This is a genomic window from Cyanobacterium sp. IPPAS B-1200, from assembly GCF_001747005.2.
Taxonomy (GTDB): domain Bacteria; phylum Cyanobacteriota; class Cyanobacteriia; order Cyanobacteriales; family Cyanobacteriaceae; genus Cyanobacterium.
The window spans coordinates 2,532,710-2,549,939 of record NZ_CP182899.1 but is presented as its reverse complement, the minus strand read 5'-3'; the positions used below and the strand labels follow the sequence as shown (position 1 = coordinate 2,549,939).

The 17,230-nt window shown below is 38.7% G+C and carries 11 protein-coding genes; 7 read left to right on the top strand and 4 right to left on the bottom strand.

Going from position 1 to position 17,230, the window contains the following annotated elements; all coding sequences use genetic code 11:
• Nucleotides 1-61 precede the first annotated feature (61 nt).
• From A5482_RS11795 to A5482_RS11785, 3 genes are all read right to left on the bottom strand, one after another.
• Entirely contained in the window at nt 62-1,369 is a 1,308-nt protein-coding gene (locus A5482_RS11795; protein WP_446684748.1) for an NF041680 family putative transposase, read from the bottom strand.
• Between the two features lie 102 nt (nt 1,370-1,471).
• On the bottom strand, nt 1,472-2,866 hold the full coding sequence (argH, locus tag A5482_RS11790) for an argininosuccinate lyase (protein WP_069791064.1): 1,395 nt from the start codon (nt 2,864-2,866) through the stop codon (nt 1,472-1,474).
• Nucleotides 2,867-3,047: 181 nt separating this feature from the next.
• Nucleotides 3,048-4,580: an iron uptake porin gene (locus A5482_RS11785; protein ID WP_242411981.1), complete on the bottom strand. Its 1,533-nt coding sequence runs from the start codon at nt 4,578-4,580 to the stop codon at nt 3,048-3,050.
• Between the two features lie 343 nt (nt 4,581-4,923).
• Here A5482_RS11785 and A5482_RS11780 point away from each other — a divergent pair, with 343 nt between their 5' ends.
• The 7 genes from A5482_RS11780 (at nt 4,924) to A5482_RS11750 (ending at nt 16,413) form a co-directional block, all read left to right on the top strand.
• Nucleotides 4,924-7,521 (top strand): family 10 glycosylhydrolase, encoded by a 2,598-nt coding sequence (locus A5482_RS11780; RefSeq protein WP_446684768.1) that lies wholly within the window; start codon nt 4,924-4,926, stop codon nt 7,519-7,521.
• 258 nt (nt 7,522-7,779) lie between these two features.
• Nucleotides 7,780-9,426, top strand: a complete 1,647-nt coding sequence (locus A5482_RS11775; protein WP_069791066.1) for a DUF3352 domain-containing protein — start codon at nt 7,780-7,782, stop codon at nt 9,424-9,426.
• A gap of 246 nt (nt 9,427-9,672) precedes the next feature.
• On the top strand, nt 9,673-10,770 hold the full coding sequence (locus A5482_RS11770; RefSeq protein ID WP_069791067.1) for a mechanosensitive ion channel family protein: 1,098 nt from the start codon (nt 9,673-9,675) through the stop codon (nt 10,768-10,770).
• 307 nt (nt 10,771-11,077) lie between these two features.
• Nucleotides 11,078-13,105 carry a cation:proton antiporter gene (locus A5482_RS11765; RefSeq protein WP_069791068.1) on the top strand — a complete coding sequence of 676 codons (2,028 nt, stop codon included), beginning with the start codon at nt 11,078-11,080 and terminating at the stop codon, nt 13,103-13,105.
• Between the two features lie 94 nt (nt 13,106-13,199).
• A complete protein-coding gene (locus A5482_RS11760; RefSeq protein ID WP_069791069.1) occupies nt 13,200-14,369 on the top strand; it encodes an esterase-like activity of phytase family protein in 1,170 nt (389 codons plus the stop codon).
• 35 nt (nt 14,370-14,404) lie between these two features.
• A complete protein-coding gene (locus A5482_RS11755) occupies nt 14,405-15,643 on the top strand; it encodes a competence/damage-inducible protein A (protein ID WP_069791070.1) in 1,239 nt (412 codons plus the stop codon).
• A 122-nt stretch (nt 15,644-15,765) separates the two neighbouring features.
• The gene (locus tag A5482_RS11750; RefSeq protein WP_069791071.1) at nt 15,766-16,413 is read left to right on the top strand and encodes a Uma2 family endonuclease; all 648 of its coding nucleotides are present in this window, start codon (nt 15,766-15,768) and stop codon (nt 16,411-16,413) included.
• Nucleotides 16,414-16,466: 53 nt separating this feature from the next.
• On the opposite strand, the gene A5482_RS11745 is transcribed toward A5482_RS11750, so the two are convergent.
• A complete protein-coding gene (locus A5482_RS11745; RefSeq protein WP_069791072.1) occupies nt 16,467-17,210 on the bottom strand; it encodes an ABC transporter ATP-binding protein in 744 nt (247 codons plus the stop codon).
• Between the last annotated feature and the right edge of the window lie 20 nt (nt 17,211-17,230).

Sequence of the window (17,230 nt, the reverse complement as noted above, 5' to 3'; positions counted from 1 at the left end):
AAGTAAGCTAACAAAGATTAGCTCAAAAACGCTATAAATGAATTTAATAATGGCTTAAAAGTTATTTTTTTGGTCTTTTTTTAGTCTTAGATAAACGCTTTTTAACCGTAGGATAAACTTTAGCTTTGTTTCTTTTTCGACCTTTAGGCCAGCCATGGGATTTTCCCCGACTTTTAGGAGAAAGGGTAGGACTTCCAATGTCCATCAATAATGAAGTCATAGACAGAGCCACTCTTCCGGGGGTTAAATTCTGTTGAGGTTTTTGCCATGGCAGATGATATTCTTTGACTAAATCCTTGGATAACCATAACTGCCAAGTAATATTGACAATTAAATTGCTCCACCTTTGACAACTCTCAGGGGTGCGAAAATGGGGTAACGTCCAATGTAATCTTTGCTTGGCGAAACGATACCAGTGGTCCACACCAAATCGTCGGCTGTATTGAATCCAAATATTGGAAGAAGATAAAAATTGCTCTCCCACCCAGATTAACCACAGTGGGCGATGTAAAGCACCAGTTTTTTTCTGCTTCAATCGTTCAATTTTAAACAGGGTTAGCTTTTGTGAAGGGGCATTGTAGAAATGAAGTTCTTTCCATTTACTCATCCGTATTGTTCCTAGGGATGAGTCTTCCATTTCTAATATTTCATGGGCATGGGGAAAATGGTCACATTGATTTAATTTCAACTTTGCCCCATGTTTTTTCGGTCTGCCTCTACCGCTATAGGCTGGAGGATTACCATAAAGACATAGATTAGAACGTACTCTAATCAACTTACTGATTTCAATATCTGCGGTTTGCTTAATAAATTTGCCATTGCCATACTCACAATCCAACACCACCAATTTCGGTTTATTTTCTGGCAATTTTCTACACACTTGCCTTAGTTGCCATGTTGCTTTACCCAGAGGATTTTCAAAGGATGTGATTCTTTCATGTCTTAAAGGTAATGCCCAACTTCCTTTCTCATTCAATGGTGGTAACCAAGCGATGGTGCTATATCCTTGTCCTATGACCGATGAATTGATGGATGACGAAGAATATTGATAACCTCTATCTTTCATGGTGGGACTATCTTCAAACTTCCACTGAGTATGATCTATACCTAGTAATGTATATTCTAAGGTGTCTATTTCTTGAATATATCGTTTCATCAATTTGTTGCTGTTCGGACGACAATCTTTTATGGCTTCATAGGTACTACACCATTGCCGATGGAAAAAAGGTGATAAAGAAAAATCTGCCAAACTACGAGCATTTTCCGTGGTCATAACACTATCCATCAATTGAAAAGTGGCATCTTTACCTTTGACTAACATTTCATAGGTGTCATGACGGAAATTTTCCAGTCTGCTATATTTGTTCATAGAGAGAAGATTTTATTTTTGCTTATTTATATTTTCTCTCTATTTTTCTTTTATGTCTTGTCCTTCTTTGCTCCACTTTCCATTTAGTCTAAACTACAGTTGTTAATCAAGGCTCTTGTTAATCAAGTTTTTAAGATTTGTTATGGCTTGGTGTACCTGATCAAAGCCTGTTCCTCCGTAGCTATTACGGGCTTTTACCACCTGTTTAGGGGCGATCGCCTCATAAATGTCATTTTCAAAGGCAGGGTGTAACTCTTGCCATTCTGATAAAGTTAAATCCTTTAACAATTTTCCAGCACTGAGGGAAGTTTTAACCACCTTACCCACCAAATTATAAGCCTCTCGGAAAGGTACACCCTTGGAAGCTAAATAATCCGCCACATCCGTAGCATTGGAAAAGTCCTCATTAACCGCTTCCTCTAGCCGAGTGGTGCGAAACTCTAGCCCTTCAGAGAGTAAAATTGTCATGGCCTCTAAGCTACCCTTAACGGTTTTGACCGTATCAAAAAGACCTTCTTTATCTTCCTGCAAGTCTTTGTTGTAGGCAAGGGGTAAACCTTTCATGATGGTTAACAAAGCCTGTAGATGTCCAAATACTCGCCCTGTTTTGCCCCGCACCAATTCGGGAATATCAGGATTTTTCTTTTGGGGCATAATACTAGAACCCGTAGAGCAACTATCTTTGAGGGTGATAAAGCTAAATTCTTGGGAAGCCCACAAAATCATCTCCTCACTAATACGGCTGAGGTGTACCATAATTAAGCTAGAGGCACTCAAAAATTCGATGGCAAAATCCCTGTCGCTGACACCATCAAGGCTATTTTCATACACAGAGCCAAAACCCAATAACTCGGCACTATAATGGCGATCAATGGGGAAGGTAGTACCTGCCAAAGCACCACAACCGAGGGGAGAAATATTGGTGCGATCGTAAATTTGTTCTAATCTTTGCCAATCCCTCTGGGCCATCTGGGCATAGGCCATGAGATGATGAGCCAAGCTGATAGGTTGCGCCCGTTGGAGGTGAGTATAACCAGGGATAAGGGTTTCTACGTGGTTTTCAGCGTGGTTTAAAAGGGCTAGTTGCCAATTTCTTAATAGTTCTTGAATTTGCTTGATTTGATCCCGTAAATATAAACGAATATCTGTTCCTACTTGGTCATTGCGCGATCGCCCCGTGTGCAACTTTTTACCTACCGCACCCACAATTTCCGTTAACCTTCTTTCTACGGCAAAATGGACATCTTCTTGTTCTATCCCAGGATTAAAATTTCCAGCCCGATATTCCTGGCGAATTTGCTCTAATCCTTTGACAAGAGTTTCTCCTTCTTCTGGGGTGATAATACCTGTTTTTGCCAACATTTTGCCATGGGCAACAGAACCTGTTAAATCATATTCAATCAATTCTATATCAAAGCTGATACTAGCGTTAAATTCAGCAATGATAGGATGTAAAGAGGTTTCAAAGCGATCGCTCCAGGTGGTTTTTTTAGTCACAGTTACTATAGGATTTAAATATTTTTACTATCAAAATCATAAAGCCAAACCCATGATAATGAGTAATCAATAATTGAGACATTAAAATATTATCACCGTTGCCTGTTCCCCGTTCCCTATCCAAAAAAAACCCCCCAGCTATAAAAGACTAGGGGAGATGTCATCAAAAAATTAGATGTGACTAGAAAGTGAATCGAGTACGAAGAACACCTACAACCTCGGTATCGTTGCGATCGTCATGATTAGGGTTGAAGATTGCATATACACCAGGGGTAATAGAAACATTACGACTGATGGGATACTTGTATTGACCTTCTAAGATAAAGGAACTATCTCTTTCAGAACCAAAAGTTCCGCCAGTTACTTTAGGAGGTTGACCACCGGCCACAGTAAACACAGCACCTTCTTTTAAAGCATCCACGAATGATACGTTAGCATTCCAAGTAAATAGGTCAGCATCAGCACCACTTCCATCTTGGGCATCAGCACTACCAAAACCAACCCAACCAGCTACATTGATATTGGGGCTAACTCTCCAACTAGTTTGAAGACCAAAATTATCAGAGGTAGTGGCAACATTACCAAAAGGTCTGTTAGTGAAAGGACTACCCGTACTACCAGTAAGGTTAGGACCATCAGCGAAGTAACTACGGGCATAAGCTAAACCTAAACCGAAACTATCGGAAGGATTAAAGCCAAGTTGAACCACCGCACTATAGCTACCGTCAAAGATACCGTTACCATCGTTAGGATTTTCAGCATCACCAGCGAGGTAAGTTGCAGCGATGTCGAAACGGTCACTAAATTCATATTTGAAACCTATACCGCCTCCAGAGTTTTGACGGAAAATTAAGGGGTTATAACGGGTACCACGGGCAAGGGAACCACTACCACTGCTGGAGGTAAAGGGGCTGTAAGTTTCGTGAATATCATCGGATTCAAAACTTGTACCGATCGCAAAAGTTCCTCTGTCACCAACGGGGGTACGATAGAAAAGTTTATCTAAAACTACGTTATTTCCAGTGTTTTGGGCGAAGTTAAGACGAGTCATATCAGAACCGCTGAGGCTTTGAAGACCAGGAACATTACCTGCGGCGATACGAGTTCTTAATCTATCTCTACCAGTGAAGCTAGTGTCAAGGGATAAACGAACACGGTTACTGAAGGTGACTTCACCACCAACTTCGTCGTTTTGAGCTACTAAACCAAAAAGCACTTCTCCGCTTAGTTTGGTCGTGGTAGAAAATTGATGATCTTCGAGGAAAGCCACTCTTCCTTCTAGGTTGTCAACCCTTGCTCCTAGGGTTGCAAGTTCGGTTTCAAATTCAGCAATTAATCTTCTGAGGGCAGCAATATCTTCATCACCTACTCCACCAGTACCGATTAAACGCTCAATAGATTGCATACAGGCGTTTAAACCAGCGGCAAATTCATAACGGCTTAAGGCTCTGTTGCCACGGAAGGTGCGATCGGGATAACCCACGATACAACCATAACGCTCTACCAGACTTCTAAGAGCTTCGTAGGCCCAGTCGGTGGGGGATACGTCACTAAGTTGGTTTACGGAGGTAACTTGACCTTGAACGTTGGTATCAGAAGAATAGTTACTGATTTGTTCTAGGGTTAACTCGGTATTATTTAATTCGTTTGCTTGAACGGACTCGATGCTGGTTCCTGCTAGTAATGCCATGGCGATTACTGCGGGAGTTGCCATTTTGTAATTTTTTATTTCTCTTAACATAATGCTAAAAAAATCCTCACACCTTTTTGGTTTAACAATCTGTTATCATAACTTGAACTCCCCATAATTGTCTTTTACCTACGGTAAAAGTTGGATTAAATGGTTATATTCAAAAGCATTAACAGCTTACGATATAAAGTGTAAATGATCAAGATTAAGGGAAGTTTAATTACTCTTGATTATTTTTTATCTTGTTCCCATGGCGATCGCCCTTAACGTTCCAGTGCAATGTAGGATTATCAGTTGCTATGATATTTGAGCGGTTATGCTTAATATTTCTTAAAACTTATATTGTTAATTAGATTATTTAAAGAAAATGTTGAAACTGAACAAAATATTTTGCGCTTCAAAAATAGGATTAACTTTACTCGTGGGAGGAACAGTATATTCCCCCGCAAGGATGGCTCAATCCTCGGAGACAAAGTTAGGGGTCGTAGTCAGTAGAGAAAATATAGGGCAGTGGGAGCAAATCACCTCAAGATTAGATAACGCCTCCATCAATTACTGTGTGTTGGACACCAGAGACTGGGAAAGCTCTCAAGATTTAGCATCAGTAAAGGTATTATTTTTGCCCAATGTTAATAGTATTAATAGCGCTCAGGCTAACGCTCTCAAAACTTGGGTAGATAGTGGTGGAAAAGTCATTGCCTCAGGCCCTACGGGAGAATCATCATCAGGGGAGGTAAAAAATACCCTACGAGATATTTTTGGCGGTTATTGGGGTTTTCCCATTTCCCAACCCTCTTCTCTGGTTTTAAACAACTCTGAAAATAATCCTAATATTTTAGCGTCTAGTAGTCTGCGGGGGGGGGTTATCGTACCCACTGACACAGGAGTCAAAACAGAGGCTTCCTGGTCAATGAATGGTAATCCCCCTGCGGTAATCAGTAGCAATAACGCCACTTTCTTTGGGTGGCGTTGGGGGGTAGATAATATCAGCAACAGCGATTTTGATGTGGCTTGGTTAAATAATTCTCTCCGAGGCTATGGAGTTAATGTTACTTCACTGTCTAGGACAGGGGTGGTATCCCCTTGTGATGTTCCTGCCATGCAACCTATAGGGAGCGATCGCCCTTCTACCAACCAAAATAGTTCAAATTTGCCCCAACCTACCCCCGTCGCCCAAAATAGCCTATTTTCTGCCAATATGCCTAGGCAACAGGTAGATCAAATGGTCACAGAACTCAATCAGTTATTGCACCGAGTAGAAAACACTCTCATCAAAGCTGACTCCCAAAACGAAACATATAAAACTACCATGGCTCAAGTGGTCGAACAACTAAGTCAGGGAAAAGGGAGAGAAAGGAGTTTAATCCATAGCAACATTTTTGCTTACAATGCCATCACCGAAGCCCAAAGAATCGTTCAGAACTTTCCTGAACTGGCCAGTCGAGACTTTAACAACGCCCGACAAAATTGGTTAGATGCCCGTCGCCGTCTTTGGGATAACTACCCCGTGGATCGTCACTTTGCCCAATCAGAGGTAAGAGCTATCTGGCTAGATAGGGGAACTATCGTCAAAGCAAAATCAAAAGCAGATTTAGAGCCATTATTTGACCGTTTCGCCCAAGCAGGAATTAACACCATCTTTTTTGAAACCGTCAACGCCAGTTATCCCGTTTATCCTAGTCGAGTAGCACCCGAACAAAACCCGATGACTAGAGGATGGGACCCCCTCCAGGCATCCATCGAACTCGCCCACGAGCGAGACATGGAATTACACGCTTGGGCATGGATTTTTGCAGGAGCAAACCAAGGTCATAACCGCCTACTTAATCAACCTGATAATTATCTAGGGCCTGTGTTGAGTCGTAACCCAAGCTGGGTTTTAAAAGATCAAGATGGTCAAGCCTTTAACCGCACCCCCGGATTTCAGAAAGCATTTATCGATCCTGCCAATCCTCAAGCCAGAGAATATTTACATCGACTCCTAGAAGAAATAGTCACTAATTATGATGTTGATGGGATTCAATATGACTATATTCGCTATCCCTTCCAAGATCGTACCACTCGCCAAAACTTTGGTTATACCGATGGGAGTCGTCGTGCTTTTCAGAACATCCATGGAGTTGATCCCCAAACCTTAACCCCTAATTCTCCGTTATGGTCTCAATGGCTCAGTTTCCGTATTCGTCAGGTGGACACTTTTGTACAAGAATCATCTGATCGCCTCAAAGCTATCGATCCTGATGTAACCATTTCGGCGGCAGTGTTTCCCATGGATAGAAATGAGCGTTTAAATGTTTTGCAACAAAATTGGGAAGATTGGATTCGGAATCAGTCTGTGGATATGATGGTTTTGATGACCTATGCCCTTGATACGGGTAGTTTTGAGAGTCGTTTACAATCCTTGAATAATCAAAATTTAAATACTAGCTCTAGTTTAATTATTCCTGGCATTCGTTTACTCAATATTCCTGATACCGAAGCCTTAGATCAGGTGCAACTATTGCGTAATTTACCTACTTCTGGTTTTGCTCTATTTGCAGCGGAGAATTTAGATTCTGATTTAGAAACTATTTTCCAACGTACTCAGGGAGCAGATACATCCATACCCCAGTTTTTACCTCACCGTGAACCTTTTAAGGTAGCTGCTCAACGTTATCAGGCTTTAGTGCAAGAATGGAATTTTGTTTTACTCAATGAGCAAATGGCGATCGCCTCTGGGTATTTAGAAAACTGGGCTCTCAATGCCGATGAACTTAACAAAGTCCTGCAACAATTGGCTGATAATCCCACGGAGGGCAACTTAAGAACGGCTAAAAATAATTTCCGACGTTTTAAGGCTGGATTTGCTAGTTATACCAGAGAGCATGGCAATACACGACCATTACAGGTTGAATCTTGGCAAAATCGCCTTGTGGCTATCGAAAACCTTCTTAATTATGGGGAAGCTAGAGCTATTAAAAGGTAATGTGGGGAGATAGGTTTTAGGTGCTACGATTGAAAAACTTTACTATTAATAATTGATACTAAGTTCGATTTATTTGTTTATTGTTTTTGGCAATGGGCTTAAGCCCATTGTTGGTTTTATTAGTACACTATTCGTTACGGATTCAGTATGGCAGGATTTTTTACTATTCCCCATTTCCCATTCCCCATTAAAACTGATCGATTCTCCGAAAGTATGGAAAAATAGATTAGAAAAGTGAGAAGGGGTTTGTCTTTAACTATGAAAAAATTAATTCTTGTGCTAGGTGCGATCGCACTTATTGCCACCATCAGTATCATCACCGTTAACCAGAAATTTAATAACTACCTAGCCAAAGGGGGAGTAACCAATAACCCAGAGGGGACAATTTTTGTCTCCCGTCAATCACCCTTAATGGTGTCATTGTTGGTTAATCCAGAAAAACTAAGCACCATCAGCGGTGTATTACCCCTCAAAACTGAGCAGAAAAAAGTATTTCAAGCCGTTGAACAACTAAGAACAAAGTTACTAAACAAAGTACAGGTAGATGATGTACAGGAATTAAAAAACTGGTTAGGGGATGAAATCACCCTCGCTGTCACATCCCTAGATTTAGATCATAATCGAGAAAATGGCGCCCAACCAGGTTATTTATTAGTAGTAAAAAACAAAGACTCCCAACTAGCAAGGGAATTTTTACAAAATTATTACGCCAAACAAGCTGTTTCCACCGAAGCCAAATTAATTTTTGACGACTATCAAGGGGTAAATATCGTTTACCAAAAACCAACCCAAGATAACCCCAACATTAAACAAGTGGCTGCCGCTGTCGTGGCTGACTATGTATTATTTGCCAATGATTTAAGCGTATTAACCGAAGCCATCAATAATGCTCAGGCTATTAATTTAAACCTAGAACATTATGAACCATATCAAAGGGCGATCGCCACTATCACCAAACCCAGAGTAAGCCTAGCCTATATCAACATTCCCTCCGCTTCCGCTTGGATTACCAATCAACCCCTTTTTGAAGAAGATTTTATCGAACAAACCCTTACCCTTTCCCTCGCAGTAAATGAACAAGGTTTAATCGCCTCCACCGCCCTTTCTGGGGTAGAAGGAGAAGAAAACCAAGCCCCCAGTCTTGAAACTCCCCCCAGCGCCCTTAACTACATTCCTCAAAATAGTATTTTTGCCGCCAGTGGCATCAATTTAGATCAATTTTGGCAACAAATTAGCGACGGCTTAAAAACCAATAGCCCCCTCCAACAAATAATTAATCAAAGCCTAAACCCTCTCCAACAATCCAGCGGTTTAAACTTCGGAGAAGATATATTCCCCCATGTAAAAGGAGAATATGCCCTTTCCCTTTCCATTGATGAGATGACAAAACAACTCAACTGGTTATTTGTCAATGATACTCAAACCGACTCCCTGAGCGATAACCTCGATGAAATAGCCAAAAGCAGAGGATTAAGCGTCGGTGATTTACCCCTTGCCGATAACACCATTACCGCTTGGACAAAATTAGTTACCACCTCCGAAAACAGCTTTGCTAAATTAGAAGCGCAATTAAAAGGAGTCCATGCTGATATTGCTCCCTATGAGGTTGTTACCAACTCAGTAGATGTTTTGAGTGATATATTAGCCAACCCTTCTCAAAATTTATTACAAAATTCAGAATTTCAATCTACTATTAAGGCATTACCATCAGAAAATAATGGTTATTTATATGTCCAGTGGCAAGATTTAGAACCTTATCTAAACCGTCAATTTCCCATTGTTAGAGTAATGGAATTAGGCTTTAAACCTTTATTTGATAATCTTCAATCCCTCACTATTACCAGTGAAGGTTCACAAAATGGAGTGAGACAAGCAACTGTTTTTCTAAATTTAGTCAGTGAATAATTCCATGAAAATTCATAGGTAAAAATTGACGATTCATCCTTTAAAATGGCATGGTATAGCCATCTTTAATGATTTATGAGTAGTTTTTCAAACTTTTTATTACCTAATAAATGCGTAATTACTACTCTTAATATTTCATTAATAAAATAGGATTTTTATAACAGCCAAAATATAGTTAGTAAATTATTATTTTTTGCTAATTTATAAAAAAATATAGTCATCAATTCTTTATTCTAAAACAATATCGTGGAATCATTAAATATAGCTTTACTACTCAGATTTTTAACCCCAATATCAATTTTTATAGTAATTATTGCTATCGGTTTAATAATAGAAAACAGACTCAAAAGTATTGTACAAAACATAGAAACTAGACCCAATTTAGGGCAGTATAGTTTTGTCCTAAAGTCCTTCAATGGTATCATATTTATATGGTCAGTGGCAGGGGCGATCGCTCTTATATTACCAATGATCGATCTGCCAAGGTCTATTAATACCCTAGTAGAAACCGTTTTAATCGTCGTAGTCCTCGGTGCTGCCACTATCCTCGCCTCCCGTTTAGCCGTCAGCATAATACAAGCCTATAGCCTCAAAAACGAAAGTACCGTATCCCTTAGCTCCCTATTTGAATACCTAACCAAAGTAATCATTTATAGTACAGGGTTTTTGATCATTATTCAATCCATCGGGGTTGAAATTACTGCCCTTATCACCGCCTTTGGGGTAGGTAGTTTATCCATCGGTTTAGCCTTTCAAAATACCCTTAGCAACCTTATCTCTGGGGTAAATATCATCCTTGCCCGAAAAATTAGAGTAGGAGACTACATCAGAATAAGACAAGGGGAAGAAGGCTATGTAGTAGATGTTGAATTGCGTTATACCGTGGTCAAAGACATTTATCAAAATATTACTGTAATACCCAATAGTCAAGTCGTAAACGGTAGTTTTAAAAACTATACCCTCGAAGATTCATCCATGCTATTACCCATAGAGATTGGTATTAGTTATGATAGTGACTTGGAAAAAGTAGAAAAAATCACCCTAGAAACAGCAAAATATGTCATGGAAAATGTGAAAGGAGGTAAAAAAGAATATGAACCCTTTATGAGGTATGAAAAATTTGACCCCTTCGCCATCAAGTTTGTCGTTTATTTAAAAATCAATGAATACTTTGATAAACTAATTATCACCCATGAATTTATTAAAAACCTTTATAAAAACTATCAACAAGAAGACATAAAAATTGCCTATCCTATTAGCAATAACTTCATAAGTCCTGATAATTTGATAGATACAACAAATACAGAAACTTTTATAGAAAAAAGGCAAAATAATAACAACTAATATAACGAATTAGCCTTTTATTAATATTTTTCAACACCTAAGTATTTTAGTGAAACTAATTACATCTCCTGTTTTGCTGAGACTCTTACAAAGAAGGGATTTAATCCCTTGTCTAAATCGATTTAATTATGCCTAATTACTTAGATTAATGAGGCTCTACTGAATAGAAAAAAGAGATAAAAGGTAGGAGAAAATAAGTAATTAATAATAAAATTTTATTACCCTACCATCTCACCCTAACGCCTTCATTTTTTTTATCAAAGCCCCATTATTTCTCATCTATTTCTAATTACTAAACAAAATTTATATGATTCAAAACCCACTCTTTGCCTTTTTGCCAGGCCCCATTACAGACCCCGTAGCTATTTTTTTAGTTATGATGGCGGTATTATTAATCGCCCCCCTCGTCTTTGAAAAAATAAAACTCCCCGGCATTGTAGGCTTAATCATAGCGGGAGTATTTATCGGTGAACATGGATTAGGTATTTTAGAAAGAGATAATACTATTGTACTGTTTAGCACCGTAGGTTTATTATTCCTGATGTTTATGGCGGGGTTAGAAACCAGCCTTGATGACTTAAAACTAAACGGGAAAAAAGCCGCTATTTTTGGGCTAGGAACTTTTTTGGTACCCATGGTAATAGGTACATTGGCCTTTTTATTACTCGACTATAGCCTTCTTGCCTCTGTTTTAGTCGCTTCTTGTTTTGCTTCCCATACCCTCCTAGCCTTGCCCATTGCTATCAAACAGGGCATCATGCGCACCCCCGTGGTAACGATTATCTTGGGGGGTACACTAATTGTTAATATCATTGCTCTTTTAGTTTTAGCAGTAGTGGTAAAAGCAGATCAAGGGGAATTAACCTTAGGGTTTTGGTTATTTCTTATTCCCACCCTAACAGTTTATACCTTCGCCACTCTTTTTGGTTTACCCATTGTGGGCCGATGGTTTTTTAAAAAATTTGGTAGAGATGAAGGGGCTGAATTTACCTTTGTTATTGCTGCCCTGTTTGTGGTTTCCTATGTGGCAAGATTAATCGAAATTGAGCCTATTATCGGGGCATTCTTGGCAGGGATTGGTATTCGCCCTCTTATTCCTCCCCTTAGCCCCCTAATGAATAGAATTCAGTTTATAGGTAATACTTTGTTTGTGCCGCTATTCCTAATCTCTGTGGGAATGTTGGTTAATCCTGCTACTTTGATAGAAGAGCCTAGGTCAATTTTAGTTTCTGTCGTAATGGTAGTGGCAGCTATTGTGGGTAAGTTTATCCCTGCATGGGTAATTGGGAAGTATTTTAAATTTGCTTTACCCAGTATTATGGTGATGTTTGGCTTATCGGTAGCCCAAGCCGCTTCTACTCTGGCGGCCATCACTGTCGCCTATGACATAGATTTGGTGGATGAGTTTACGGTAAATGGCACCATTGCAATGATTTTAGTTACCAGTATAGTTTCTCCTTGGGTAACGGAACGTTATGGAGGACAGTTGAAACAAGTTCAACAAAAGGCTTTGGATGGTGATAATGCTTCTACGACTTCGTTGGAAAAGGAAGAAAAAACAAAGTCTTATCGAGTTTTAGTACCTGTGGCGAATCCCAATACGGAGGATAATTTACTTAATTTGGCTTTGTTATTAGTTAATGCTACTAAAGGGACTTTATTACCCTTGAATATTTTAGTGGATCAGGGAGAACCTATTTCGGCTAATACCAAAGAAAATCAAGGAAATTTGTTGGCAACAGCGGAGATGATTGCCCATGCTACGGCTACTCCTGTGGAAACCATAGCCCGTATTGATAGTTCTATTGATGAGGGTATCATTCATGTGGCACAAGAGCGTAATGCAAATTTGGTTATTTGTGGTTGGAAGGGTTTTTCTACTTATCGAGAAAATTTGTTCGGCAATATTATTGATAATCTAGTTAATTATTCTCCTGTGACGGTGTTGATTACTCGTTTTACTAAGCCTATAAAAAATACTCAGAGGGTTATTTTGGCTATTGCCGATAATCAGCATAATATGGCTGGTTTTCCTGAAGTGTTAGATATTACTGAGGCTTTATCTTCTCAATTGCAAAGTGAGTTTTTTATTATTCATGTGCTGTCGGGGAAGCCTAGCCCTATGGTGAATAAAGATTTAGCGGAGTTACCTGTGCAACAGATGCGCGGTAATTTTACGAAAAGGGTGTTGGAGGAGTTGAAAACTGGGGATTTATTGGTTTTAGTTAATCCTATCGATAATCATCTCATTGGTAGGTCTGCTTTAGGTACTGTACCACAGGCGATCGCCCGTAGCAATGAAAAAATTTCTCTGATGATCGTTAATATAAGGTAATTAATTGAGAATGGATAATTGATAATAGGAGGATAAAAATAATTTAAGTATGTGATTTGTTTTTGAAAATTAATCAACCAATATGGTTTAAAGTATGTTTAATAAAATCTCAAAAGTTATTACTTTATTTATTCTAATATGTAGTTTTTTATTTATTCTAATATGTAGTTTTTTATTTATTGATAGTAAAGTAGTTTTTGCCCAAGAAAGGGTATTTTTAGATCTATCTTTAGAATATTTAGATAGTTATGAATTAACAACCCAAGATTTTAAAAATACTAAGGTTGGCGGTTTATCAGGTATTACTTATGATCAACAAAACAATATTTTTTATGTTATTTCTGATGATCGTTCTCGTCTCTCTCCCGCTCGTTTTTATACCCTTAAGATGGACTTGAAAAATGACAAAATTAATAATATCAGTATAGAAGATGTGACATTATTAAAAAATAGTCAAGGGGAATTATATGCTAATGATACCATAGACCCTGAGGCGATCGCCCTTAGCCCCCGAAACAGCGTTTTTATTTCCAGCGAAGGCATTAGCCATCTAGGGGTTGCCCCTTTTATCAATGAATACGACTTACAGGGCAACTTGCTTTCGGAAGTACCCATCCCCAAAAGATATATCTATGATGAGGAGGAAAATAAAGGCATCCAAGATAACTTGGGTTTTGAATCCTTGACCATCAAAGCCAATGGTACCATGGCTCAAGATCCTTTTCGACTATTTACAGGGACTGAATTAGCCCTAACTCAAGATTTTGATGAAGATATTCCCGAAACTGTATTACGTAGTCGCTTGATGCACTATGTGGTAAATCCTTTTGGGCAACCTGTGTTAATATCTGAAAATTTATACCCTGTTGATCAACCAGATTTTGGGGTAATTTATAACGGTTTAAATGAATTATATGCCCTGCCAGAAGAAGGTTATTTATTATCTTTAGAAAGAACTTTTGGCTTAAGGGGTTTTGGAGCAAAAATATCCCAAATAGTTATGGGAAATGCCACGGATATTTATGCAGAAAAAAGTTTGGCAGGAAATATTGATAATATTAATTTAATTAAGAAACAATTAGTTTTAAATTTAAAAGATTTAAAGATAAATTTTGATAACTTAGAGGGGTTAACTTTCGGGCCTAGACTCCCTGATGGTAGCCAAAGTTTAATTTTAGTTAGCGATAACAACTTCAAGTATTCTACAGAAAAAACCGAATTTTTATTATTTAAAGTATTGCAAAATACTGAAAGGAACAATTAATTTACCATAATTATCCATTATCAATTATTAAACTCATGAGTGCAGAAATTATTTGTATCGGAACAGAAATTTTATTGGGTGATATTCTTAATAGTAATGCCCAATATTTAGCCCAAGAATTAGCAAATCTAGGGATTCCTCACTATTATCAAACCGTGGTAGGAGATAATTTAAGTAGAATTCATAATGTGATTAAAACCGCCCTAGAAAGATCCTCAATTTTAATTTTTACTGGTGGTTTAGGACCTACTCCTGATGATTTGACCACAGAGGCGATCGCATCTTATTTTAAGACTAAAATGATCGAAGATACAGAAATTATTGACGATATAAAAATCAAATTTGCTAGTCGGGGCAAGGAAATGACACCTAACAATCATAAACAAGCCCTTATTCCCCAAGGGGCATTAGTATTACCCAACAAAACAGGCACAGCACCGGGGATGATATGGGAAAAAGAAGGCAAAATTATTTTAACCTTTCCAGGTGTTCCCTCAGAAATGAAGCAAATGTGGCAGGATACCGCCGTGCCTTTTCTCAAAAATAAAGGATGGGGACAGGAAATTATTTATAGTAAGATGATGCGTTTTCGGGGTATTGGGGAATCTTCCCTTGCTCAAAAAGTTAACCACCTATTTGATTTAACTAACCCTACCGTTGCCCCCTACGCTTCCCATGGGGAAGTAAAATTGAGGGTATCGGCTAAGGCAAAAACTGCCGAGGAAGCAAAAAAAATAATTAAACCCATTGCCGAAGAAATAAAAGCCATTGCAGGGCAAGATTATTTTGGTAGTGATAGTGATACCCTCGCATCTGTGGTGGGTAATATCTTAAAACAAAAAGGAGAAACCATTGCCGTTGCCGAGTCTTGCACAGGGGGCAGTTTAGGGGCAATGCTCACGGATATTGAGGGGAGTTCGGCATATTTTATGGGGGGGGTCATTGCCTATAGTAATGAGGTAAAAATAAAGCTCCTAGGGGTATCTGAGGACGATTTAGAGAAGGAGGGGGCAGTAAGTGCGATCGTTGCTGAACAAATGGCAACGGGAGTTATCAAACGCCTTGGCACCGATTGGGGTATTGGTATTACAGGCATTGCCGGACCTGGGGGCGGCACAGATACAAAGCCCGTGGGTTTAGTGTATATCGGCATTGCTTCGGCCAAAGGTGATGTGTTTAGCTACGGTGATACTTATGGCACTAATCGTGGCAGATATTTAGTACGTTATTTATCGGCTTGTAATGCCCTTGACAGATTCCGAAGGATGCTTTAAATAGATACGACTTGTTAAATGCCCCATTTTTTTAGCCATATAGTGCGATCGCATCTTATTTTTGAGATTAAACAGAAATTATTGAAGATACAATAAAAAAAAGGTTGAAAGGAGTGGTTAATATGTTTCTCCAAGAAAAAGTCGATGATAATTTGAAACCAGAAGAGAAGTTAATAAGTTTAGAGGAGTTTCTTGACTGGTATCCTGATGGCTTTTATGGTCGATTTGAGTTACGTAATGGAGTTATTGTCAAAATGCAACCCACAGGCACCCATGAGCAAGTAGCTGGTTTTCTAGCTATGGAAATTGGTGTTGAGATTAAGCGTTTGAATTTGCCCTTGTTTATTCCCCGACAAGGATTAATTAAAGCCATAGACACCGATAAATCTGCTTATATTCCCGACGTGATGGTATTAGACAATGATTCTGTCAAAAATGATCAACCCATGTGGAAAAAGCGCTCGACCATTACTCAGGGAAAAACTGTTAAATTAGCCATAGAAGTTGTTAGCACCAATTGGCAAGATGATTATTTAACGAAGTTAGGGGAGTATGAAAAATTAGGAATTGAGGAATATTGGATTATTGATTATTTGGGTTTGGGGGGAAGACGTTACATTGGCAATCCAAAGCAACCAACTATTTCTATTTGTCACTTGGTGGAATATGAATACACTATGGAGTCATTTAAAACTCAAGATGTTATCAAATCTCCGTTGTTTCCTGAACTTAATTTAACCGCTGAACAAATTTTCGAGGTAGGGCAATAATATCTTTTATGATTTTAATACATTAAGTATTACAAGTTAGGTGTTAGGTAACATTAATGGGCAATACCCACCGAGTCAAGGTACATATCAATGGCGGTTTTCGTGTCTCCATCAAAGGCAATATTACCGTTTTTTAACCATATAGTGCGATCGCACAGATCCTTTACAGATTCCAAACTGTGGGATACAAATAAAATGGTGCTACTTTGTTCCCATAACGATTCAATTCTTTGATGGGATTTTTGGGAAAACTTGGCATCCCCCACTGATAATACCTCATCCAAAATTAATATATCAGGTTGTACATCCGTTGCGATCGCAAAACCCAACCTCGCCATCATCCCCGAAGACAAACCCTTCACAGGAATATGAGCATAATCCATCAATTCCGCAAACTCAAGAATTGCCCGAATTCTCACCTTCATCTCTTGACGAGAATAACCCAACAACACCCCATAAAGAATGATATTATCCTGTACCGTCATATCAGGGTTAAAACCAGCCCCCAACTCAATCAAAGGAGCAATATTACCCCTAACCCTAACCGTGCCTTCTGTGGGTGGTAAAATTCCGCAGATAACCTTCAGTAAAGTTGATTTTCCTGCACCATTAGAGCCAATAATACCGATTTTTTGTCCTGATTGAATGGTTAAATCAATATTATCTAAAACTTTTTTTTTGCTTGGTTTAGTGTATTTACCCTGTAGAAAAGAAAAAACCGTCTTTTTTAAATCATAATTAAACTCCTCTTGGGTTCTTCTCCACAACCCCACATTATCCAATCTAATAATTTCCATTTATGATCAAAAATAAAAAC

What these genes read in the sequence shown, in the direction of transcription:
- A5482_RS11795 (WP_446684748.1), bottom strand. Translation starts at nt 1,369, where the DNA reads ATGAACAAATATAGCAGACTGGAAAATTTCCGTCATGACACCTATGAA.
- A5482_RS11785 (WP_242411981.1), bottom strand. Translation starts at nt 4,580, where the DNA reads ATGGCAACTCCCGCAGTAATCGCCATGGCATTACTAGCAGGAACCAGC.
- A5482_RS11780 (WP_446684768.1), top strand. Translation starts at nt 4,924, where the DNA reads ATGTTGAAACTGAACAAAATATTTTGCGCTTCAAAAATAGGATTAACT.
- A5482_RS11775 (WP_069791066.1), top strand. Translation starts at nt 7,780, where the DNA reads ATGAAAAAATTAATTCTTGTGCTAGGTGCGATCGCACTTATTGCCACC.
- A5482_RS11765 (WP_069791068.1), top strand. Translation starts at nt 11,078, where the DNA reads ATGATTCAAAACCCACTCTTTGCCTTTTTGCCAGGCCCCATTACAGAC.
- A5482_RS11760 (WP_069791069.1), top strand. Translation starts at nt 13,200, where the DNA reads ATGTTTAATAAAATCTCAAAAGTTATTACTTTATTTATTCTAATATGT.
- A5482_RS11755 (WP_069791070.1), top strand. Translation starts at nt 14,405, where the DNA reads ATGAGTGCAGAAATTATTTGTATCGGAACAGAAATTTTATTGGGTGAT.
- A5482_RS11750 (WP_069791071.1), top strand. Translation starts at nt 15,766, where the DNA reads ATGTTTCTCCAAGAAAAAGTCGATGATAATTTGAAACCAGAAGAGAAG.
- A5482_RS11745 (WP_069791072.1), bottom strand. Translation starts at nt 17,210, where the DNA reads ATGGAAATTATTAGATTGGATAATGTGGGGTTGTGGAGAAGAACCCAA.